The following is a 20,925-nucleotide window of genomic DNA, read 5'->3' on the forward strand; positions in this document are numbered from 1 at the left end:
GCTCACGAGCCCCCTTTGGGTTTGACGTTCGGCGGGGCGCCGTTGTCGCCCTCCCGACCCGGGCCGGGGCCCTTCGGGATGGTCTGGTCGACGATGCGGCGAAACAGGTCGGGCTCGACGCTGCCGTAGGTGACGGGCATGTCGACGACGCTCTGCTTGGCAAGCTCGCCATAGGCCGCCGTGTCGAGTGGTGGGCCGCCCTTGGCGCGCTGGATCCAGTCGGTGAAGGCGCCATCCGGCACGACGCGGGCCGGGAACTGCATGTGGGGGAAGCCGTCGCCGCTGAAATGCGTCGAGAGGCCGTGCAGCGTGGCCTCCTGATCGCCCATCAGGTTGAGCTGCGAGGTCATGCCTCGCATCGTGTAGATCATGCTTCCGAGCCGCGGCACGAAGAACGAGTTCCAGACGCTGCTCGAGGTCAGGATGAACTGCACCGGCGTGCCGACCGGTACGACGAGTTCATTGACTGAGGCGACCTGCTGCTCGGGGTAGATGAAGAGCCACTTCCAATCGAGCGACACGACCTGCACCCGCAGGGGTGGCTTGTCGGACTCGAGCGGCACCGCCGGATCGAGTCGGTGCGCCCCGATCCAGGCGATGCCGCCGAGGAACACGATGGTGAGGAACGGCACCGACCAGACGACGAGCTCGATCTTGCCGGAGAAGGCCCAGTCCGGCCGGTAATGCGCCCGTGGGTTGGAGGCGCGGAACCACCAGGCGAAGACCAGCGTGACGATCATCGTCGGCACGATGATGGCGAGCATGATGATCGAGGCGACGACCAGGATGTTGGCCTCGTCCGCACCGACCGGGCCCTTGGCGTTGAGCAGGCTCATCTGGCAGCCGGACAGGACGAGTCCGGGGATGACGACGGCCGCGATTCGGAGAGACGCGGCGGGGACTCTCGTCCGCCGGCGCGGTGGCAGGGTCGCAGCAGCCGTCATCGCAACGCCGCAAGGGAAGATGCGGATAGAGACTTCGCGGCATCTCCGTGAGGTTGGCTGCGGCGCATACGGCCCTCCGGCGCACCCGATCGATCCAGCGCATGGTCGGTCGGACTTTCCGCACCCTTCGTGCCGCCGATCGACCGTCCCTGCACTGCTTCATGTTAAGTTGACAGGGATTGTCGTATCTTTAGCCGGGCTCTCCGCCAGAGAACATCTATGGCTCCGCAGTCGTGACTTTGACACGGGCGTTTGACTCATCGAGCCGGAGCGCCGGGCCGGCCTGACGCGGACCGCCCCGGAGGCGACGGCCGGCCTCACCGCATCTGCTCAGCGAGATCCGGCTCGTGGCGGAGCCGGACAAGCGCGTGCTGGAGCCGAACCCGAAGATCTCGTGGGACGCATGGTGCGACGATTGCCGTTTGATCCGCGGGTCGATCGGCAAGACCTATCCCGAGACCTTCCACGATGACGGCCGGCGGATGTGGGGGCCCGGCGGCTTCCAGCGGCCGATGCCGGCCTGCAAGCGCCAGTGGCACGCCCGGACCGGCAAGGCCAACGTCGTCACGCTGACGGGGCTCGACGAGGACCACGACATGCCGGGGGACGGCCTGGACGCGTTCCGGATGATGACCCTGCGCAGCAACGACCAGTTCGACACCACGGTGTTCGGCTACGACGACCGCTTCCGCGGCATCAAGGGCACCCGCGACGCGCTGCTGATGGACTGCCTCGGTATCGACCGGCTCGGCCTCACCGGCGGGGCGATGGTGCGGGTGGAGACGGTCGCGGACGACGGAGTTCGGCGCGAGCTGCCGGGGCTCACCATCGTCGATTACGACATCCCCATCGGCTGCGTCGGCGTTCATTAGCCGGAGGCGAACGTGCTCCTGCCGCTCTGGCATGACGCCATCGGCAGCATGACCCCGGCGGCGAAGTCGATTCCGGTGCGGGTGCACCGGATGGACGGCGACGCCGCCCGCACCCGGCACGGCCGGCCGCAAGGAACATTGCAGCCGTGACGCGTCAGCGCGCGGGCGCGGGCCGCGCCACGGGACCCCGTCCGCCGGAGGCCGTCCGGTTCTGCCACAGGTTGAGCGGCACAATCAGGATCACCGTGCCGAGCACCCACCAGGCCGGGCGCACATCGTAGGAGAAGTCGAGATTGGCGGCGAGCACGGCGTCGGCCGGCACGCCTGTGGCGAGCGCGTACCACAGGGCCTCCAGCCCCGCCGTCGCGAGGCCGGCCGCGAGGCTCAAGCCCAGGAGCGGCAGCGGAGCGGTCGGTACCTTGAGATGATGCATCAGCCGCCAGCCCATCAGGGCCAGGAACAGACCGCTCCAGTAGACCGGCTTCGAGACGTCGATCTTCGATTGCAGGAAGAAGTGCAGCAGTGCCAAAGCGGTGAGCAGGTAGACCAGCCGGTGCAGCCGCGGCCAGGCCTTGCCGAGCCGGCGGATCATCCCGTCCGTCGAGGTGATGCCGAGCACCACGAGGCCGAGCAGGCCCGCGAACCCGATGGTGAGGTAGATGCGAAACACGATCTCGCTCGCCACCCGGGCGAGGTCGAACTTCTGGTCGACGATGTAGAGCGTGAAGTGGATCAACGCGTAGGCGAGCGCGGTGAGCCCCAGCATCCGCCGCACCAGGATCAGCTTGGGCGCGTTGGCGATGCGCCGCATCGGCGTGACCGCGAGCGAGAGGATCAGGAACCGCACCGACCAGTCGCCCATGGCGTGCAGGTAGGCTGTGAGAGGCTTGGCGCCGAGACGGTCGAGAGCATAGGCCGCGGTGAACCACAGGCCGGGCGCGAGGGCGAGGAGGAAGACCGCGAGCTTGAACCGGGACAGGCGGCCGGCGCGGTCGAGCCAAGGATAGGCCAAGCGGGGATAGGACATCCGGGGGTGGGCGGGCATTCGGGAACCGGGTGCAGTGCGGAATGCGCCACAGATAAGCCGCGAGCGGAGGTTTGACCCGATCCGCCGACCACACGATGGCGTGAGAGACGGCACCCTGAGGAGATCCGCCGTGCCGCGCAAAGCCCTCGCCGCCCTCCTGCTGCTGCTGACACCCACGGCGCAGGCCGCCTGTCCCACCCCGCCGGCCCCGCCGCCGGTGAGCGAGAAGCCGGTCAAGCCCGCCCTGCCGCAGAAGCCCGCCTGCCTCGACGCCAAGGGCGGCTGCCCGGGCTGGGAGGCCTACACCTACAACGACGGGATCAAGGCCTACAACGCGCAGCTCGGCCCCTACCGCACGGGCGCCGAGGCCTATGCCCGCAAGCTCAAGGCCTACGCCGACGGCAGCGTGGCGTATGCCAATTGCGAGATGCAGTCGATGCAGTGACGGCAGCGTGGTAGGCTCGCGCCCATGGCCGGCCTGCCCCGATCCCGCATGAACGTCGACGCGTTCCTCGCCTGGACCGCCACGGTGCCGGGCCGCCACGAACTCGTCGACGGCGAGGTTTTCGCGATGGCGCCGGAACGGGCTCGGCACGCGCGGGTGAAATTCGCCGTCCAGGCCGCCCTCGACCGCGGCGTGAGGGCGCTGAGCTCTCCTTGCGAGATGTTGCCCGACGGCATGACCGTGCGGATCGACGCCCACACCGCCTACGAACCGGATGCCCTGGTCTATTGCGGCCCCCGGATGGATCCCGACGCAGTCGAGCCGCCGCCGCCGGTGATCGTCGTCGAGGTGCTGTCGCCCGGGACCCGGTCGGTCGATGCCGGGGCGAAGCTCGCCGGCTATTTCCTGCTGCCGAGCGTGGTGCACTACCTCCTGATCGATCCCCGGCGTCCTTGCGTGATCCATCATCGCCGGACCGGCACGGCGATCGAGACCCGGATCGTCACCGAGGGGAGCATGGCGCTCGATCCGCCGGGAATGGCGCTCGCGGTGGCGGACCTCTTCGGCGAACGATGACCACCGTGCTACGATTCCTGCCGCAGGAATGACTCCCGACAGGTTCAGCGCGATGAAGCCGCTCCCGCAGACCCGCATGAGCGTCGACGAGTACCTGGCCTGGAGCGAAGACAATCCGGGACGCTACGAACTCGTGCAGGGCGAGGTGTACGCGGTGGCGGCCGAGCGGGCGCGTCACGCCAGGACACGGGTCGCAGTCTTCGATGCTCTGCGGAGCGCGGTGCGCTCCGCAGGTGTTGCATGCGAAGCGATGCCGGACGGGATGACCGTCCGCGTCGACACCCGCACGACCTACGAGCCGGACGCCCTGGTCTATTGCGGCCCCCGAATCCACCCCGACGCAGTCGAGGTGAAGAACCCGGTCATCGTCGTCGAAGTCTCGTTGCCGAGCACCCGCCGGACCGATGCGAGCGAGAAGCTCACCGGCTACTTCCAGGTACCGAGCATCCATCATTACCTCATGGTCGATCCGGACCGACGCACCGTCGTCCATCACCGCCGCGCCGGCGACGGGACCGAGACCGCCTTCGTTCAGGACGGTACCCTCGTCCTCGACCCGCCAGGCCTCGAACTCCCCGTCGCGTCGCTGTTCGAGGAGCCGTGAGGCCCCGCGCTTGACCCCCCGTGCGGCGGATGCGACAGGCGGCCCAACCTCTCGCGCGCGAGCCCCTGCATGACCGACTCCCTCGACCTCCTCGTCCTCGGCAACGCCATCGTCGACGTGATGGCCCGCACCGACGAGGCCTTCCTGGTGCGCGAGGGCGTGCACAAGGGCGCGATGCAGCTCATCGACGAGGCGCGGGCCGAGCATCTGTTCGGGGTGATGGGCCCGGCCACGGTCATCTCGGGCGGCTCGGGCGCCAACACGGCGGTGGGTGCGGCGGTGCTGGGCGCCCGGGCAGGCTTCATCGGCAAGGTGCGGGACGACGAGCTCGGCCGGCTCTTCGCCCACGACCTCAACGCCACCGGCGTGCAGTTCGGTGTCGCCCCTGCGGCTGAGGGCCCGGCGACGGCGCGCTGCTTCGTGCTCGTGACGCCGGACGGCGAGCGCACCATGAACACCTATCTGGGCGCGTGCCAGGGCCTCTCCGCGGCGGACGTGGACGAGGACGTCGTGAGGGGCGCCCGCCACGTCTATCTCGAGGGCTATCTGTGGGACCCGCCGGCCGCGAAGGAGGCGTTCCGCAAGGCGGCCAAGATCGCCCATGGTGCCGGCAACAAGGTGGCGCTGACCCTGTCCGATGCGTTCTGCGTCGATCGCTACCGCGACGAGTTCCTAGGCCTGATCCGCGACGGCAGCCTCGACATCCTGTTCGCCAACATCCACGAGCTGAAGAGCCTGTACCAGACCTCTGACGCCGACACGGCGGTCGCGGCCCTGCGCCAGGAAAAGGGGCTCCTCGGCGTCGTCACCCGCTCCGAGGAGGGCGCCCTGGTGGTGTCCGGGACCGAGACGAAGTCGGTGCCGGCCTCGCCCGTGCGCGAGGTGGTCGACACGACCGGCGCCGGCGACCTGTTCGCTGCGGGCTTCCTCGCCGGCCTCGCCCGCGGCCTCGACCACGCCGACTGTGCCCGCCTCGGCGCGGTGGCGGCAGCGGAAGTGATCTCCCATATCGGCGCCCGGCCGCAGGCGGACCTCAAGGCGCTCGCCGGCCAGGCCGGCCTGTAATACCGCCGCACCTTCGAGCGGACGCGTTCGACGGTGCCAGGCAAGCCCGAACGGGCGCCGGCGCTGATGCGCCGGTCGCCTTCGCGTCGACACGTGGATGCGAAGGCGCGAGGGAATAAGGACCGACCGGGCGGGCGGCGCTTCCGTCAGAGCTTGACGGGTGCTAGGAGCTGTCGCACGCCCGTCACGCCGGTGCGGCACCGAGACAAGAAACCATCCGCCAGGGAGCGGCCCCCCATTGGTCGAGAACCGCCGCTTCGGCAACCTGATCCCGCATCTCGTGCTCTGCCTCGGGGTCGGCATCGTCGTCTTCCCGGTCTACCTGGCGCTGATCGGCTCGACCCATGACGCTGCCACCATCGCCAACGGCCAGATGCCGCTCTGGCCGGGCGGCCACGGCCTCGAGACCTACCGGCGCGCACTGACCGAGTCCGGCATGGCCGGCGCTCCCGTCGGACTGATGCTGCTCAACAGCACGATCATGGCGCTTGCCATCGCGCTGGGGAAGATCTTCATCTCGCTGCTCTCGGCCTACGCGCTGATCTACTTCCGGTTTCCGTTCCGGCAGACCGCGTTCTGGGCGATCTTCGTCACCCTGATGCTGCCGGTCGAGGTGCGGATCTACCCGACCTACAAGGTCGCGGCCGACCTCCAGCTCCTCGACACCTATGCGGGCCTCGCCCTGCCGCTGATCGCCTCGGCGACCGCGACGCTGCTGTTCCGTCAGTTCTTCCTCACGGTGCCGAACGAGCTCGTCGAGGCCTCCCGCATCGACGGGGCCGGACCGGTGCGGTTCTTCCTCGACACCCTGCTGCCGCTCTCGCGCACCACGATGGCGGCCCTGTTCGTGATCCAGTTCCTGTACGGCTGGAATCAGTATCTCTGGCCGCTCCTCGTCACCACCCGCGACGACATGCAGACGGTGGTGATCGGCCTGCGCAAGATGACCTCGATCACCGACCAGCTCACCGAGTGGCAGATCGTCATGGCGACCGCCGTGCTGGCGATGCTGCCGCCGGTCGTGGTGGTGTTCGCGATGCAGAAGCTGTTCGTGCGCGGCCTGGTGGAGACCGAGAAGTGACCTCTTTCCGTACGATCGGACGCGTCTGATGGCCGGCCTCGCCCTCGATCAACTGCGCAAGACCTATTCCGGCGGCGTCGACGCGGTGCGCGGCGTCTCGCTGGACGTGCCGGACGGCGCCTTCTGCGTCCTCGTCGGTCCCTCGGGCTGCGGCAAGTCCACCGTGCTGCGGATGATCGCCGGCCTCGAGACCGTGACTTCGGGAGCGATCACCATCGGCGACCGCACGGTCAACGACGTCGAGCCGGCCGACCGCGACATCGCGATGGTGTTCCAGAATTACGCGCTCTATCCCCACATGCGCGTCTACGACAATCTCGCCTACGGGTTGCGCAACCGCGGTACGCCGAAGCCCGAGATCGAGACCCGGGTGAAGGAGGCGGCGCGGCTCCTCGGCCTCGAGGCGATGCTGACCCGCTACCCGCGCCAGCTGTCGGGCGGCCAGCGCCAGCGCGTCGCCATGGGGCGGGCGATCGTCCGCAAGCCGCAAGTGTTCCTGTTCGACGAGCCCCTGTCGAACCTCGACGCCAAGCTCCGGGTGCAGATGCGGGTCGAGATCCGCCGCCTGCAGCGCCAGCTCGGCGTCACCACGGTCTACGTCACCCACGACCAGGTCGAGGCGATGACCATGGCCGACCGGCTGGTGGTGATGAATGGCGGCCAGATCGAGCAGGTCGGCACCCCGATCGAGATCTACCGCCGCCCCGCCACCCGCTACGTCGCGACCTTCATGGGCTCGCCGCCGATGAACATCCTGCCCGCCGAAGCGGTGGCGGGGGGCGTTCGGATCGACGGGACGGTGATCCCGGCGGCCGGCCTGATTGCCGGCACCGCGGTCGAGGCCGGCATCCGGCCCGAGGACCTGCGGATCGCCGAGGCCGGCCTCCCCTTCCGGATCGCCTTCGTGGAGGAACTCGGCGCGACGCGACTGCTGCACGGGCCGCTCGCCGGCACCGACGTGGCGGTGCAGGTTCCGGCGGGATCCGCGCCGCAGGAGGGCGACACGGTGCGCCTCGCGATCGAGCCCTCCGCCCTGCACCTGTTCGACCCCACCACCGGACGGCGGCTGGCGCAGGGCTGACCGGAAGCGGGCGGGCTTTCCCGCTGCCTGAGCCGCGTCGTATGCAAGCGGACCACGATCCCGGGAAGCGGGGTCTGACGCGCCATCCCGCGAACGGGAGGCGCGACGACGGGAGGCTCGTTTCTCGTGCACAAACCGCTTGCCGGCATCAAGGTGCTCGAACTCGCCCGCATCCTGGCCGGTCCGTGGATCGGCCAGCTCCTGGCGGATCTCGGCGCCGACGTGGTCAAGGTCGAGCGGCCGGGTGTCGGGGACGATACGAGGTCCTGGGGTCCGCCCTTCGTCGCGGGTGCGGACGGCGGGACGCTGTCGGCCTCGTATTTCCACTCGACGAACCGCGGCAAGCGCTCGGTCGCGGCGGATTTCGAGACCGCGGAAGGCCAGGCGGTGGTGCGCAAGCTCGCCACCCACGCCGACGTGGTGATCGAGAACTTCAAGGTCGGCGGCCTGAAGAAGTACGGCCTCGACCATGAGAGCTTGAGCGCGCTCAATCCGCGGCTGATCACCTGCTCGGTCACCGGCTTCGGCCAGGACGGCCCCTACGCGCCGCGCGCCGGCTACGATTTCATGATCCAGGGCCTCGGCGGGATCATGTCGCTCACCGGCGAGCCCCAGGGCGAGCCGGTCAAGACTGCGGTCGCCTTCGCGGACGTGTTCACCGGGGTCTACGGCACCGTCGCGATCCTCGCCGCCCTCCAGGGCCGGCACGCGACGGACAAGGGCTGCCACATCGACATGGCGCTCCTCGACACCCAGGTCTCGGTGCTCGGCAACCAGGCCCTGGTCTATCTCGTCTCCGGGCTGCTGCCGCCGCGGATGGGCAACGAGCATACCAGCATCGTTCCCTACCAGGTCTTCCCGACCGCCGACGGCCACATCATCGTCGCCTGCGGCAATGACGGGCAGTTCCAGAAGCTCTGCGGCGTGCTCGGCACCGCCTGGCACCTCGACCCGGACTACGCCACCAATCCGGGCCGGGTCACCCGCCGCGACGTGCTGATCCCGCTCATCAGTGCCGAGACCAGCCGCCACAGCAAGGCGGACCTGCTGGCGCGGCTCGGCGCCGTCAACGTGCCGGTCGGCCCGATCAACGACCTCGCCGAGGTTTTTTCCGACCCGCAGGTGGTCCATCGCGGCCTGCGCCTCGACCTCCCCGAGCCGCGGGCGAAGGGCGGCACGATCCCGAGCGTGCGCTCGCCGATCGTCATCGACGGCGTGCCGATGGCGGCGGACACCGCCTCGCCGCAGGTGGGGGACCATACCGAGAGCGTGCTGGCGGATCCGGCCTGGGGCGGGTGACGCAGACCGGTTACGCCTGAGAGATTGCTGGAGGACATACCCATGACCGACGCCCCCCGCCCCCGCACCGGCGGGCAGATCCTGGTGGATCAGCTCGCCCGCCACGGCGTCGGCGACATCTTCTGCGTTCCTGGGGAAAGCTACCTCGCGGTGCTCGACGCGCTGCACGACGCCGAGATCCGCCTCACCGTCTGCCGGCAGGAGGGTGGCGCGGCGATGATGGCGGAGGCGCACGGCAAGCTCACGGGCAAGCCGGGCATCTGCTTCGTCACCCGCGGCCCCGGCGCCACCAACGCGGCGCCCGGCCTGCACATCGCCCGGCAGGACTCGACCCCGATGATTCTGTTCGTCGGCCAGATCGAGCGGGCGGCGCGCGAGCGCGAGGCGTTCCAGGAGCTCGATTACCGGGCGGTGTTCGGCACCATCGCCAAGTGGGTGACGGAGATCGACAGCGCCGACCGCATCCCCGAGCTGATCGCCCGCGCCTTCCACGTCGCCACCGCCGGCCGGCCAGGTCCGGTGGTGATCGCTCTCCCTGAGGACATGCTGACCGAGACCGCGACGGTCGCGGACGCGCCCGCCTACCGGCCGGTCGAGACCCATCCGGCCCTCGCCCAGATGGTCGCGCTGCAGACCATGCTGGCGCAGGCCCAGAAACCCTTCGCGATCCTCGGCGGCAGCCGCTGGTCGGCGGAGGCGGTACGGCGCTTCTCCCGCTTCGCCGATCTGTTCTCGCTCCCCGTCGCCTGCTCGTTCCGGCGCCAGGGCCATTTCCCGGCCGATCATCGCTGCTACGCCGGCGATCTCGGCCTCGGCGTCAACCCGAAGCTGCTCGCCCGGATCAAGGACTCCGACCTGCTGCTCGTCGTCGGCGGGCGGCTGTCGGAGATCCCCTCGCAGGGCTACACGCTGCTCGACATTCCGGGGCCGCGCCAGAAACTCGTCCACGTCCATCCGGACCCGGAGGAGCTGGGACGGGTCTACAGCCCGGCCCTCGCGATCAACGCCAGCCCGACCGCCTTCGCGGCGGCGATCGAGACGGTGCAGCCGCCCCGCGACCTGCCCTGGGCCGCCGGCACCGAGGCGCTGCACGCCGATTACCTGACCTGGAGCGATCCCACCCGGATCACCACGCCCGGCACGCTCCAGCTCGGCGGCGTGATGGCCCACTTGCGCGAGGCGCTGCCGGCGGACGCGATCCTGTGCAACGGCGCCGGCAACTTCGCCACCTGGGTCCATCGCTTCTGGCCGTTCCGCGCCCATGACGGCCAACTCGCCCCGACCTCGGGCTCGATGGGCTACGGCGTACCCGCCGCCATCGGCGCCAAGCGCCTGCTGCCGGAGCGCACCGTGGTGTGCGTGTCGGGCGACGGCGACTTCCTGATGAACGGCCAGGACTTCGCCACCGCCGTGCAATACGGCCTGCCGATCATCGTGATCCTGGTCGATAACGGCATGTACGGCACGATCCGGATGCACCAGGAGCGGGAATATCCCGGCCGCGTCTCCGGCACCGCCCTGAAGAACCCCGATTTCGCCGCCTACGCCGCGGCCTTCGGCGGCTACGGCGAGCGGGTCGAACGCACTGAGGACTTCCCGGCGGCCCTGGCACGGGCGATCGCCTCAGGCCTGCCGGCGATCCTGCACTGTCCGATCGACCCCGAGGCGATCACCCCGACGACGACGATCCAGGCCCTGCGCGACCGGAAGCGGCCGTAATCCGCGGACGGACTCGAAAGCCGTCCGCGTCGTCCCGGGGCCGCGCAAGCGAAGAGCTGGATCCAGAACCGCAGGTGCTGGGAACGAGGCGGAGCGCATTCGACCTTGTCCTGAACGACCTGAGTGTCTGGATCGCGGGCTCTGCTTCACGGCCCCGGAATGACGGTCGAGGAACTGAACGCCGTCGCTCAGGTCGAACAGAGTCTCACAACCTCCCTTGTCCGCCGGGCACGGCTGTGCTTAGCCAGCTACTAACAAGTGCCCCGCCGCCCGAGACGGTGCGGGCCGCGTGCCGGCCGGCGCCGTTGTCGTCGGACTGTCATGCCGGCCCCGCATGAGGGGCCGCACACGAGGAGACGACAACCCGATGGCCCCCACCCAGACGATCCGCATCGTGCTCGCCGGCCTCGGCCTGGCGACGACGGCCCTCGCGGCGACCCCGGCGCTCGCCGTGACCGAGCTGCAATGGTGGCACGCGATGACGGGCGCCAACAACGACGCCGTCAACCGCCTCGCCGACGAGTTCAACGCCGCGCAGAGCGACTACAAGGTGGTACCCACCTACAAGGGCAATTACGGCGAGACGCTGAATGCCGGCATCGCGGCCTTCCGCGCCGGCACCGCGCCGCACATCATGCAGGTGTTCGAGGTCGGCACCGCCACGATGATGTCGGCCAAGGGCGCGATCAAGCCAGTCTACCAGCTGATGAAGGACGCGGGCGAGCCCTTCGACCCGAACGCCTACCTGCCGGCGATCACCGGCTACTACTCGACGACCAAGGGCGAGATGCTCTCGTTTCCGTTCAACTCGTCGTCAATGGTGATGTGGGCCAACCTCGACGCCCTGAAGTCCATCGGGCTCTCCGAGCCGCCGAAGACGTGGCCGGACCTGTTCGCGGCGGCCAAGAAGCTGACGCAGAACGGCTTCCCGAATTGCGGCTTCTCGACCACCTGGGTCACCTGGCTCAACATCGAGCAGCTCTCGGCCTGGCACAACCTGCCCGTCGCCACCAAGGCCAACGGCATGGACGGCCTCGACACCACGCTCGAGATCAACGGTCCGCTGCAGGTCAAGCACATCGGCAACCTGGCCGAGGCGCAGAAGGACAAGACCTTCGACTACTCGGGACGCTACGACAGCGGCTTCGGCCGCTTCACCGCCGGCGAGTGCCCGATCATGTTCGGCTCGTCCGGCTCCTACGGCAACGTCAGGTCGGCGGCGAAGTTCGCCTGGGCCTCGGCGCCGATGCCCTACTATCCCGACGTGCCGGGCGCGCCGCAGAACAGCATCATCGGTGGCGCCTCCCTGTGGGTGATGGGCGGCAAGAAGCCCGACGAGTACAAGGGCGTGGCGAAGTTCTTCAGCTTCCTGTCCGACACCGACCGGCAGGCGAAGCTGCACCAGACCACTGGCTACATGCCGATCACCAAGGCGGCCTACGAGAAGTCCAAGGCCGACGGATTCTACGCCAAGAACCCGGCGCTCGAGGTGCCGATCAAGGAGCTGACCAACAAGCCGCCGACCGAGAACTCCCGGGGCTTGCGCCTCGGCAACCTGCCGCAGATGCGCGACCTGTGGGCCGAGGAGATCGAGGCGACGCTGGCCGGCAAGAAGACCGCCAAGCAGGCTCTCGACGAGGCGGCGACCCGCGGCAACGCGATGCTGCGCCAGTTCGAGAAGCAGGCCGGACGGTAACCTCATGGCTCCTGAGCGCGTCACCTTCGGAGGCCGGCTGCTGCCGGCGGCGCTGATCGCGCCGCAGCTCCTGATCGTCGGCCTGTTCTTCTACTGGCCGGCGGTGCAGGCGGTCTGGCAGTCGTTCCAGATGCAGGACGCGTTCGGGCTCTCGACGGAGTTCGTCTGGTTCGAGAATTACCGGGCCCTGTTCACGGACCCGGGCTATTACCAGGCCCTCGTCACCACGCTGGTCTTTGCCATTGCGGTGGCGGGGCTCTCGCTCGGCTTCGCGCTGCTGCTCGCCGCGATGGCAGACCGGGAGATCCGCGGTGCCGGGATCTACCGCACCCTTCTGATCTGGCCCTACGCGGTGGCCCCCGCCGTGGCGGGCGTGCTGTTCGGATTCCTGTTCCAGCCCGGCCTCGGGCTGATCGCCCGCGGCCTCAACCAGATCGGCATCCCGTGGAACCCGCTGCTGGACGGGAACCACGCCATGATCCTGGTGGTGATGGCGGCGGCCTGGAAGCAGGTCTCCTACAATTTCCTGTTCTTCCTCGCCGGCCTCCAGGCGATCCCCGCCAGCGTGATCGAGGCGGCGGCGATCGACGGCGCCGGCCCGGCGCGGCGATTCTGGACCATCGTCTTCCCGCTGCTCTCGCCGACCACGTTCTTCCTGATGGTCGTGAATGTCGTCTACGCCTTCTGCGAGACGTTCGGCGTCATCGACGTGCTCACCCATGGCGGCCCCGGGCGGGCGACCCAGACCCTGGTCTACAAGGTCTACCAGGACGGCCGCATCGGCGCCGATCTCGGCGGCTCGGCCGCCCAGTCGGTGGTGCTGATGGCGATCGTGATCGGGCTCACCGCGATCCAGTTCCGCTACGTCGAGAAGCGGGTGGCGTACTGATAGTCCTGGCCCCTTCCCTCCGCCCCGCGCGGGGGAAGGGGTCGAGGCGCCTCAACCGGGCAAGAGCAGACGCGACGCCGCGCCGGTCAGGACGACATCCGTCCGATCGGCCTCGCAATCCTCACCGAAGCCGAGTTCGTCGAAGACCGCCGTCGCTGCGCGGATCATCGCCTGCACGGAGGGCAGGTCGCGGATCTCCGGGCTCGCGGTGCGTTGCAGGTCGAGGATACCGGCAGCGAGGCGCAGGGCCTGGATCTCGGCCCGGGCGGCCTGTGAAAGGCCGGAAGACGACAGGGGGGAGTGGAGAGCGGGCGCCATCGTGCGTGCCTGGTCGGGTGCGAAGCGAGTCTTGGAATGGGCCGTCCCGCGGTGGGCGCGGGGCCGGGTGGAATGGGATGCGCCGAGGGTCATGACCAATGCTCCTCCGCGGCCTGCGCCGCCGAGGGCGAGTAGGTTCGGCCGACATGCCAGAGCGCGAGCCGGATCAGGTCGAGGGCGACCGGGTCCTCGCATTCGGCGGCGTGCCGGTAGGCCTCGATCAGGTGCTCGGCCAGGCGGTCGGCCGGAGCTTGCGGCCGGGCCGGCGGTCGCACGCCGCGGAGGGTCGGGGCGGAGAGGTGGGTGTCGTCGTGACGCGGCATCGCTTGCGACCTTACGCTGTCAGGCCGCGCCAGGGCCGGGCCCGGGCCGGCAGGGTCGATGGTCGGGGAGGAGCCAGGAGGGAGGCGACTCAAGCCGACAGAGCATGGTCGGGTGCAGGAAGGTCGTAGGTGGGAAAGAGGCTTTTCGGCCGGACCAGGGACGGCGCGTCGATCCCGTAGACGGCGCGGGTCGCCTGCAGGGCGTCCTCGGTCATCTCGATCGTGAAGGCACAGATCGACAGCCCCTCATGGGCGAGGGGCAGACCCAGAGGCCGCGGGCGCCAGCCGAGGGCGGAGACCTTCGGGATCCAGTAGGCCTCGGCGACCACGTTCATGCGTGGAATCCGCTGGTCGAGACAATACTCGATCATGCCCGTCGCGACGATCCCGGCCACCCGCGACAGCCGCTTGTCCTCACGAAAGCGGGGCGCGACGAAGAAGCGGGTCCACTCCCAGATCTCCGGCGCCCGCTCGAAGCCGCGCTCCCTGGCCAGTTGCGGAAACACCTCGCTCAGCAGCGTCGGCCCGACGGACGGCAGCAGGCGCGTGCCTCCCGCAACCTCGCCGTCCACCCCGATCGCGAGGAGATACACGGTGCTGTCAGCGTCGAACTGATCGATCTCGCGGCCGTCGATCGCGCGGAGCGCACGCCATTTTTGTTCGTCCATGTAAATTTTCTTGCGCAGAACATGGTGCTGATCGATGGCATCGGCGTAAGCACTGCGGTTCGTACGATCGATGACGTGAAGCCGGATCATGCGGGTATCTCTCTCGCTCTGGCAGCATTCGCGCAGATGAGAGGGCTTCCCGGTATCCCGAAAAATAGTGAGGGAAGGGCCGACTTTTACATCGTGCCGATCGTTAGGCCGTTCGAGCTATACAATCACCCCAAGATCGTAGGTGGCAGCGCTGCCGCAAAGACTTGATGGGCAAGACTTGATGGGCGGAGACTTGACCTGCGTCGTGCGTACGGACCGGCCGTCGGGGGAGGCAGACCATTGGCTCCGAACTGCTGGGACACGATGCCCGACGACCATCAGGCGTGGCCCGGCGGCTCACGGTACGGTTGCCAGAGCACGCGCACCGCGAGTGGCCGCCGACACGCGCCCGGTCCGACCCTCCGGTGTCGCGCACTTCACCCCGCCGGCCGATCCCGGCTGGTGGGGACCAGGAGTGTTCGCGTGCGCGAGCGGGCAGGCATCCGTTCACGCCCGCATGTCGACGCGTCGCTCTCGCCACGCTCAGCGGCGCGGGGCGACGAAGGCGACGTCGCGCCCTCCGAAGCAGCCCGGCAAGCTCGGTGGCACTTCTACAGCGATCAATGACCGCGATTGGGGGTCTTGCGAGCGACACCGAGCCGGGTTGCACGGCACGATACTGCGCGTGTTCCTGCTTCTTGCACCATCTCCGCCGATGACTCGGCGCCCACTCCGGCGAAGGGTGCCGAGAGCACCTGCCGACGGGGTGGGTCCCGGTTCATCGCGGAGAATGCGGCACACCCAAAATCTGAACTAGAGAGTGATCTCGCGCCGCCGCAAGGCCTCGACCACGGTATGGGTGGTGTTGCGGGTGCCGATCTTCAGGCGGGCGTTCTTGAGGTGCGTGTTGACGGTCTGACTGGAAATGCCGAGGATATCGGCGACTTCTTCGGAGGTACGGCCGAGCGCCGCCCACGACAGCACGTCGCGCTCACGGACGCTGAGCAGCCGGCCCGTCGGCTTTCGCCGCTGGGACGTGGTGCGTTCCGCCGCTCCCCAGGCGTAGAGTCCGAGCATGTGGACGCCGCGGCGGACACGCGGCGGCATCTCGACCTGCTCCCCTGCCAGGGACACCACCGCCTGGAAACCCATCGCATCGTGGATCGGCACGCAGAAACCGACCGCCATGCCGTGGTCGGTCGCCTCATCCATCACCCGGCGGGCGCGCTGCACGATCTCCGGCTCGTATTGCACCTCGGACCAGGCGAACGGCTCGATCGTCCGATAGCAATGTCGCACCACCGGGTCGTAGCGGTAATGGCCGACCCGGTCGTAATGCGACAGCCAGCCCTTGGGCCAGATGCTGAGCAAGACGTTGGGTCCTAGTCGCTCGCTGGGCTGGGGCAGCCGCGTGATCGTGAAATACGTGAAGCCGCAATCCTTGACGAGATCGAGCACGCGCCGCTGTACGTCGAGCGGGTCCGACATCTCGTCGAAACCGTCGATCAGGTCGAATGCTTGATGGATGAACGCATCATCGGCGTCCGACATGACCCACCCCTGAACCTCACGCCCTCGCGCGACGCGAACCCGCCCGGTCGCGATACCTGCCAGCAGGATCACTATTAGAATCCTACCAGCAAAGATCAATGCGGCCCGCGCGACCGCCGGAGCGGCGTTGCCTCGGGGGCCGTTCCGCACTATCGGAAGCGTCGAAAAGCCCACCGTTGCCGGAAGGTCTGGCCGATGAAAGCGCGCGTCACCGTCACCCTGAAGACCGGCGTCCTCGACCCTCAGGGCAAGGCGATCGAGGGGGCGCTGCGCTCGCTCGGGATCACCGGCATCGCCGGCGTGCGTCAGGGCAAGTTCTTCGAGGTCGAGGTCGACGCCGCCGACGAGGCGAGCGCCGAGGCCACCGTGAAGGCGGCCTGCGACCGGCTGCTCGCCAACACCGTGGTCGAGAACTATCGCGTCGAGATCGCCCGATGAAGGCCGCCATCGTCGTCTTCCCGGGCTCGAACCGCGACGCCGACGTCGCCCGGGCCCTGCGCCTCGCCGGCGCCGAGGTGAGCACGGTCTGGCACACGGAGACCGAACTGCCCGCCGGCACCGACCTCGCGGTCCTGCCCGGCGGTTTCTCCTACGGCGACTACCTGCGCTGCGGCGCCATTGCGGGCCGGGCGCATGCCATGGACGCGGTGCGGGCCCACGCGGCCCGGGGCGGCCTCGTTCTCGGCATCTGCAACGGCTTCCAGATCCTGTGCGAGTCCGGCCTGCTGCCGGGCGTGCTGATGCGCAACGTCAACCGCCGCTTCATCTGCCACCGGCAGACCCTGCGGGTCGAGCGCACCGACACCGCCTTCACCCGCGCCTACGCCCAACACCAGGTGATCGACGTCTGCGTCGCCCATGGCGAGGGCAACTACTTCGCCGATCCCGAGACGCTCGCGCGGATCGAGGGCGAGGGCCGGGTGGCGTTCCGCTACTGCGACGAGGCCGGCCAGCTCACGGTGAAGGCCAACCGCAACGGCTCGCTGAACTCCATCGCCGGCATCTATTCCGAGGCCCGCAACGTGCTCGGGCTGATGCCGCACCCGGAGAACTTCGTCGAAGGCCTGGTGGGCGGCACCGACGGGCGCGGGCTGTTCGAGAGCCTGGCCAAGGCGGCCTGAAAACGCCGCCCGAGCATCGCGACATCCAAGGAGGCGGGCCGAAAGGCCCGCCTTTCTCGTCAGTGCCCCTCGAACTCGATCAGGGTGCGCACCGGCAGGTCGAGGGCGCGCAGGCGGTCGGCGCCGCCGAGTTCCGGCAGGTCGATGACGAAGCAGGCCGCCACCACCTCGGCGCCGATCCGGCGCAGCAGCTCGACCGCCGCCGTGGCGGTGCCGCCGGTGGCGATCAGGTCGTCGACCAGGATCACCCGGTCGCCGGGCTTCACCGCGTCGGAATGGATCTCCATCTCGTCGGTGCCGTATTCGAGGGCGTAGGCGATCGAGACCGTGGTGTGGGGCAGCTTGCCCTTCTTGCGGATCGGCACGAAGCCCGAGGAGAGCTGGTGGGCGATCGCGCCGCCGAGGATGAAGCCCCGCGCCTCGATGCCGGCGACCTGGTCGATCCGGCCGCCCGCGAAGGGATGCACCAGCTCGTCCACCGCGCGCCGGAAGGCGCGGGCGTCGCCGAGCAGGGTGGTGATGTCGCGAAAGACGATGCCGGGCTTCGGATAGTCCGGAATCGAGCGGATCGCGTCCTTGAGGGCGGACAGGGTGCGCGGGTCCATGGGGAAGACCTTCGGGTTTGAGGTTTCGCGGGGCGTTGGACCGGAACACCCGGGCTGACCAGGGGGCCGCCCGGGCGGGCGGGTCTCAGCCGCCGACCTTGCGCAGGATGGCGACGAGTTCGCGCTGCAGCACCTCGTTGCCGCAGGCGACCGAGCCGGCGCTCATCGGGTCGGCGCCGCCATCGGCGCTGGTGGCGAAGCCTCCGGCTTCGCGCACCAGGAGCAGGCCGGCGGCCATGTCCCAGGTCTTGATGTCGCGCTCCCAGTACAGGTCGGCCCGGCCGCAGGCGACGGCGGCGAGGTCGAGGGCGGCCGAGCCGGTCTGGCGCACGCCGCCGGTGACCGCCATCACGGCGGCGAGTTCCTTGAGCAGGCGCGGATGGCTGCCGCGGCCGAGATAGGGCGAGCCGTAGAGCGCCAGGCTGTCGGCGAGGTCCTGCCGGCCGGCGACCCGCAGGCGCTTGTTGTTGAGGAAAGCGCCCTTGCCGCGCTCGGCGATGTAAAGCTCGTCCTTGATCGGCTCGTAGATCACCGCGGCGACGATCGTGCCCTCGCGCTCCAGGCCGACCGAGATGCAGAAATGCGGCACGCCGTGCAGGAAGTTGGTGGTGCCGTCGAGGGGATCGACGTGCCAGGTATGGGTCTTGTCCTGGCCCTCGATGATCCCGCTCTCCTCCATCACGAGGCCGTAGCCCGGCCGCGCCTTCATCAGGGCCTCGCGCAGGGTCGCCTCGGCCTTGCGGTCGGCGGCGGAGACGAAGTCGCCCGGCCCTTTGCGCGAGACCTGCAGGTTCTCGATCTCGCCGAAATCGCGCTTGAGCCCGCGCGCCGCCTTGCGCACGGCATCGACCATCACGGTCATCAGGGGGGAGACGATCATCGGGCGGCGGCTCCCGGAATGCGGGTCGGGGTCATGGAGAAGTCCTTCGAGGGCGGGCGGTTGCGCCCGCGGGAGATGAACGCGATGAGAGGCGCACACCCGCAACGGAACGGGGCGCCTCGCTGACGATTGGCTCTAGAGCATCAACCCGAGACGAGGAAACCACTTTTCGGGTGACGCAGCCTTGCGCGGACCTGCGGCGGCCCGACGGTGCCGGAGGGACAGGGCGTTCACCAAGCCTCGCTCACGGCCCCGCCCGGTCCGCCGCGAGCCGCTCCGCCCGCGCCTTCTCCTCCGGGGTGAGGCCGGAGACCGCCTGGGTCAGCCAGGCATCCGAGAGACCCTGCGCCCGGGCGGCCATGTCCCAGGCGGCGGCCTCGACGAGGTTCTTCGGGACGCCGCGGCCGCTGGCATAGAGGCGGGCGACACGGTTCTGCGCCACGGCGTTGCCCCGGAAGGCGGCGTGGCGGAAGTAGCGGGCGGCGCGGGCCTCATCCTTCGGGACGCCCTCGCCGTTGAACAGCAGGATCGAGAACTCGACCTCGCCGGCGAGGTCGCCGTTGTCGGCGGCGCGGCGGAACCAGCCGGCGGCCTTGGTGGTGTCCTTCGCCACCCCGCGGCCCTGGAGGTAGAGCACGCCCAGCGCATGCTGGGCCGGTGCCAGTTCCTGGTGGGCGGCCTGGCGCAGCAGTTCGATGGCCCGGGTCAAGTCGGCCGGGGTGCCGGTGCCGAGCAGGATCAGGGCCAGGTTGTAGCTCGCGGTGGCGTCGGCCCGGGCGGCGGCTTTCTCCAGAAGGGTGCGACCGGCGGCTTGGTCCTTCGGGACGCCGCGGCCCTCGATCTGCATCATGCCGAGGGTTGCAGCGGCGTGGGGATCGCCGAGATTGGCCGCCAGCCGGTACCACTCGGCGGCCCGCGTCGGGTCCTGGCGCACGCCGAGACCCTGGCTGTAGAGTTCCGCCAGCAGGGTCATGGCGGGAAAGTCGGTCTTGTTCTTCTCCAGCCGCTTCGTCGCCTCGCGGAACGCCGTGACGTAGAAACCGCGCTGATAGGCGCCGTAGGCGAGGTCGGCGTTCGGGTCGTTCGACGGAGCGGGCGGCAGCGTGGCCGCGCCCGGGAGGGTCTGGTTGGACCTGGACGAGCCGAAGGTGTTGGTCGCGCCGAAGGTGTTGATTTTGCCGAAACCGGGCGTGGCTGCGCTCGGCGGGGCGGGTTCGGCAGTGGCCGGGACGGACCGGGCCCAGGCCGGCCCGGCCGCGAGGCTCACGAGCCCCAGAAGCGTCAGCGTCGCGAGGCGAGAGCGGCGCATCCTCACCCCTCCCCGGCCGCGGAGCGGTTCCGGATCTGCGCCTGCGCCTCGGCAACGGCAGCCTCGCCCCCCTCCCCGGCCCAGAGCGCGGGATCGAGGCCGATGAACTCGGCCCCGGTCGCGACGAGGTCCGGCACGGCCTTGAGGTCGCGGGCGAGCGCGATGCAGGGCGTCTCGAAGATCTCGACCCACCAGGTCAGCCGCGCCACGAGGTCGTCGAGGGGAAGATCGGGATCGTCGCCGAACAGCAGGTAGTCGGCGCCGGACTCGCCGGCCTGCATCGCGGCATGCTTGCTGCGGATGCCGCCGACACCCAGGATGCGGCCGTCGCGCAGGCGCTCGCGCAGAGCATGCAGCGGCCCCTTGCCGTCATCATCCTCCTCGTCGTCCTCGTCGGACGCCGCGTCCGCCTCGGCGTCACTCGCCTGGACATGGACGCCGTCGGCACCGCTGCGGGATGCCACCGTGGCGAGGTCGATGCCTCCGCCTCCGGCGAGCACCAGGGCAGCCCCGGCCTCCTGCACCGCCGGGGCGACCGCCTTGACGGCGTTGACCAGCGCGCGCTCATCGCCAGGCGGCAGGCGCAGGATCACCGCGGCGACGTCGCCGGCCGCGACCGCGCGTGCCAGGCGCTGGCCGAGCTCCGGGCCGGCCTCGGGGGCGGTGAGGAGGATCAGGCGGGTCTGGGGATCGGCCATCGGGGGTCTTCGAGCCTTCGGGGCGAACAGGCCAGGGATGACAAGGCCAAGGGCGAGAAACGCACGGGGCGGACGGCCCGTCGGCCGCCCGCCCTGGTGCATCGCGAGTGGGGCGGCGATGCGG

At 69.5% G+C, this 20,925-nt stretch carries 24 protein-coding genes; 14 read left to right on the forward strand and 10 right to left on the reverse strand.

Features of this window, described 5'->3' with window-relative positions; all coding sequences use genetic code 11:
- Positions 1 to 2 precede the first annotated feature (2 nt).
- Entirely contained in the window at positions 3 to 836 is an 834-nt protein-coding gene (gene cyoA, locus MFF64_RS01060) for a ubiquinol oxidase subunit II (protein WP_238189181.1), read from the reverse strand.
- A gap of 455 nt (positions 837 to 1,291) precedes the next feature.
- On the opposite strand from cyoA, the gene MFF64_RS01065 reads away from it, so the two are divergent.
- Together MFF64_RS01065 and MFF64_RS01070 are read left to right on the forward strand one after the other, a co-directional pair.
- Positions 1,292 to 1,816, forward strand: a complete 525-nt coding sequence (locus MFF64_RS01065; RefSeq protein ID WP_238189183.1) for a hypothetical protein — start codon at positions 1,292 to 1,294, stop codon at positions 1,814 to 1,816.
- Between the two features lie 12 nt (positions 1,817 to 1,828).
- Positions 1,829 to 1,966 (forward strand): hypothetical protein, encoded by a 138-nt coding sequence (locus tag MFF64_RS01070; protein WP_165795835.1) that lies wholly within the window; start codon positions 1,829 to 1,831, stop codon positions 1,964 to 1,966.
- Between the two features lie 4 nt (positions 1,967 to 1,970).
- Here MFF64_RS01070 and msrQ read toward each other — a convergent pair whose 3' ends face one another.
- Positions 1,971 to 2,861: a protein-methionine-sulfoxide reductase heme-binding subunit MsrQ gene (msrQ, locus tag MFF64_RS01075; RefSeq protein ID WP_099906578.1), complete on the reverse strand. Its 891-nt coding sequence runs from the start codon at positions 2,859 to 2,861 to the stop codon at positions 1,971 to 1,973.
- A gap of 112 nt (positions 2,862 to 2,973) precedes the next feature.
- Here msrQ and MFF64_RS01080 point away from each other — a divergent pair, with 112 nt between their 5' ends.
- From MFF64_RS01080 to ugpA, 10 genes are all read left to right on the forward strand, one after another.
- Positions 2,974 to 3,288 (forward strand): hypothetical protein, encoded by a 315-nt coding sequence (locus MFF64_RS01080; protein WP_099906575.1) that lies wholly within the window; start codon positions 2,974 to 2,976, stop codon positions 3,286 to 3,288.
- Positions 3,289 to 3,336: 48 nt separating this feature from the next.
- Entirely contained in the window at positions 3,337 to 3,864 is a 528-nt protein-coding gene (locus tag MFF64_RS01085; protein WP_099906573.1) for a Uma2 family endonuclease, read from the forward strand.
- A gap of 52 nt (positions 3,865 to 3,916) precedes the next feature.
- Positions 3,917 to 4,468, forward strand: a complete 552-nt coding sequence (locus tag MFF64_RS01090) for a Uma2 family endonuclease (protein ID WP_238189185.1) — start codon at positions 3,917 to 3,919, stop codon at positions 4,466 to 4,468.
- Between the two features lie 69 nt (positions 4,469 to 4,537).
- Positions 4,538 to 5,533 (forward strand): adenosine kinase, encoded by a 996-nt coding sequence (locus tag MFF64_RS01095; protein ID WP_099906571.1) that lies wholly within the window; start codon positions 4,538 to 4,540, stop codon positions 5,531 to 5,533.
- Between the two features lie 238 nt (positions 5,534 to 5,771).
- The gene (gene ugpE, locus MFF64_RS01100) at positions 5,772 to 6,614 is read left to right on the forward strand and encodes a sn-glycerol-3-phosphate ABC transporter permease UgpE (protein ID WP_099906569.1); all 843 of its coding nucleotides are present in this window, start codon (positions 5,772 to 5,774) and stop codon (positions 6,612 to 6,614) included.
- Positions 6,615 to 6,642: 28 nt separating this feature from the next.
- Positions 6,643 to 7,695: an ABC transporter ATP-binding protein gene (locus MFF64_RS01105; protein ID WP_099906567.1), complete on the forward strand. Its 1,053-nt coding sequence runs from the start codon at positions 6,643 to 6,645 to the stop codon at positions 7,693 to 7,695.
- Positions 7,696 to 7,821: 126 nt separating this feature from the next.
- Positions 7,822 to 8,994, forward strand: coding sequence for a CaiB/BaiF CoA transferase family protein (locus tag MFF64_RS01110; RefSeq protein WP_238189187.1), 1,173 nt, complete (start codon positions 7,822 to 7,824; stop codon positions 8,992 to 8,994).
- Positions 8,995 to 9,036: 42 nt separating this feature from the next.
- Positions 9,037 to 10,713 carry a thiamine pyrophosphate-binding protein gene (locus tag MFF64_RS01115; RefSeq protein ID WP_099902145.1) on the forward strand — a complete coding sequence of 559 codons (1,677 nt, stop codon included), beginning with the start codon at positions 9,037 to 9,039 and terminating at the stop codon, positions 10,711 to 10,713.
- Between the two features lie 367 nt (positions 10,714 to 11,080).
- A complete protein-coding gene (gene ugpB / locus MFF64_RS01120; RefSeq protein ID WP_238189189.1) occupies positions 11,081 to 12,409 on the forward strand; it encodes a sn-glycerol-3-phosphate ABC transporter substrate-binding protein UgpB in 1,329 nt (442 codons plus the stop codon).
- Between the two features lie 4 nt (positions 12,410 to 12,413).
- Positions 12,414 to 13,298 carry a sn-glycerol-3-phosphate ABC transporter permease UgpA gene (gene ugpA / locus MFF64_RS01125; RefSeq protein WP_099903626.1) on the forward strand — a complete coding sequence of 295 codons (885 nt, stop codon included), beginning with the start codon at positions 12,414 to 12,416 and terminating at the stop codon, positions 13,296 to 13,298.
- Between the two features lie 51 nt (positions 13,299 to 13,349).
- Here the strand turns inward: ugpA and MFF64_RS01130 are convergent, their stop codons facing one another.
- The 4 genes from MFF64_RS01130 to MFF64_RS01145 form a co-directional block, all read right to left on the reverse strand.
- Positions 13,350 to 13,709 carry a hypothetical protein gene (locus MFF64_RS01130; RefSeq protein WP_099903624.1) on the reverse strand — a complete coding sequence of 120 codons (360 nt, stop codon included), beginning with the start codon at positions 13,707 to 13,709 and terminating at the stop codon, positions 13,350 to 13,352.
- Positions 13,706 to 13,939, reverse strand: coding sequence for a hypothetical protein (locus MFF64_RS01135; RefSeq protein WP_099903622.1), 234 nt, complete (start codon positions 13,937 to 13,939; stop codon positions 13,706 to 13,708). Before MFF64_RS01135 ends, MFF64_RS01130 begins: the two co-directional genes overlap by 4 nt.
- Positions 13,940 to 14,028: 89 nt before the next feature.
- Positions 14,029 to 14,697, reverse strand: a complete 669-nt coding sequence (locus MFF64_RS01140) for an acyl-homoserine-lactone synthase (RefSeq protein ID WP_099903620.1) — start codon at positions 14,695 to 14,697, stop codon at positions 14,029 to 14,031.
- A 753-nt stretch (positions 14,698 to 15,450) separates the two neighbouring features.
- Positions 15,451 to 16,260, reverse strand: coding sequence for a helix-turn-helix transcriptional regulator (locus MFF64_RS01145; RefSeq protein ID WP_133123614.1), 810 nt, complete (start codon positions 16,258 to 16,260; stop codon positions 15,451 to 15,453).
- Positions 16,261 to 16,383: 123 nt separating this feature from the next.
- Between MFF64_RS01145 and purS the strand changes: the two genes are divergently transcribed.
- Positions 16,384 to 16,626, forward strand: a complete 243-nt coding sequence (gene purS, locus MFF64_RS01150; protein WP_099905211.1) for a phosphoribosylformylglycinamidine synthase subunit PurS — start codon at positions 16,384 to 16,386, stop codon at positions 16,624 to 16,626.
- A complete protein-coding gene (purQ, locus tag MFF64_RS01155; RefSeq protein ID WP_099905213.1) occupies positions 16,623 to 17,309 on the forward strand; it encodes a phosphoribosylformylglycinamidine synthase subunit PurQ in 687 nt (228 codons plus the stop codon). The genes purS and purQ overlap by 4 nt, the downstream gene beginning before the upstream one ends.
- A 59-nt stretch (positions 17,310 to 17,368) precedes the next feature.
- On the opposite strand, the gene MFF64_RS01160 is transcribed toward purQ, so the two are convergent.
- The 4 genes from MFF64_RS01160 to MFF64_RS01175 form a co-directional block, all read right to left on the reverse strand.
- Complete coding sequence (locus MFF64_RS01160; protein WP_048431909.1) at positions 17,369 to 17,914, reverse strand: adenine phosphoribosyltransferase; 546 nt, start codon at positions 17,912 to 17,914, stop codon at positions 17,369 to 17,371.
- 85 nt (positions 17,915 to 17,999) lie between these two features.
- Complete coding sequence (locus tag MFF64_RS01165; RefSeq protein WP_099905215.1) at positions 18,000 to 18,794, reverse strand: inositol monophosphatase family protein; 795 nt, start codon at positions 18,792 to 18,794, stop codon at positions 18,000 to 18,002.
- Positions 18,795 to 19,038: 244 nt separating this feature from the next.
- Positions 19,039 to 20,103: a tetratricopeptide repeat protein gene (locus MFF64_RS01170; RefSeq protein WP_099905217.1), complete on the reverse strand. Its 1,065-nt coding sequence runs from the start codon at positions 20,101 to 20,103 to the stop codon at positions 19,039 to 19,041.
- 2 nt (positions 20,104 to 20,105) lie between these two features.
- Positions 20,106 to 20,801: a thiamine phosphate synthase gene (locus tag MFF64_RS01175; RefSeq protein ID WP_238189191.1), complete on the reverse strand. Its 696-nt coding sequence runs from the start codon at positions 20,799 to 20,801 to the stop codon at positions 20,106 to 20,108.
- Positions 20,802 to 20,925 lie beyond the last annotated feature (124 nt).

Source organism: Methylobacterium frigidaeris (assembly GCF_022179185.1).
Taxonomy (GTDB): domain Bacteria; phylum Pseudomonadota; class Alphaproteobacteria; order Rhizobiales; family Beijerinckiaceae; genus Methylobacterium; species Methylobacterium frigidaeris.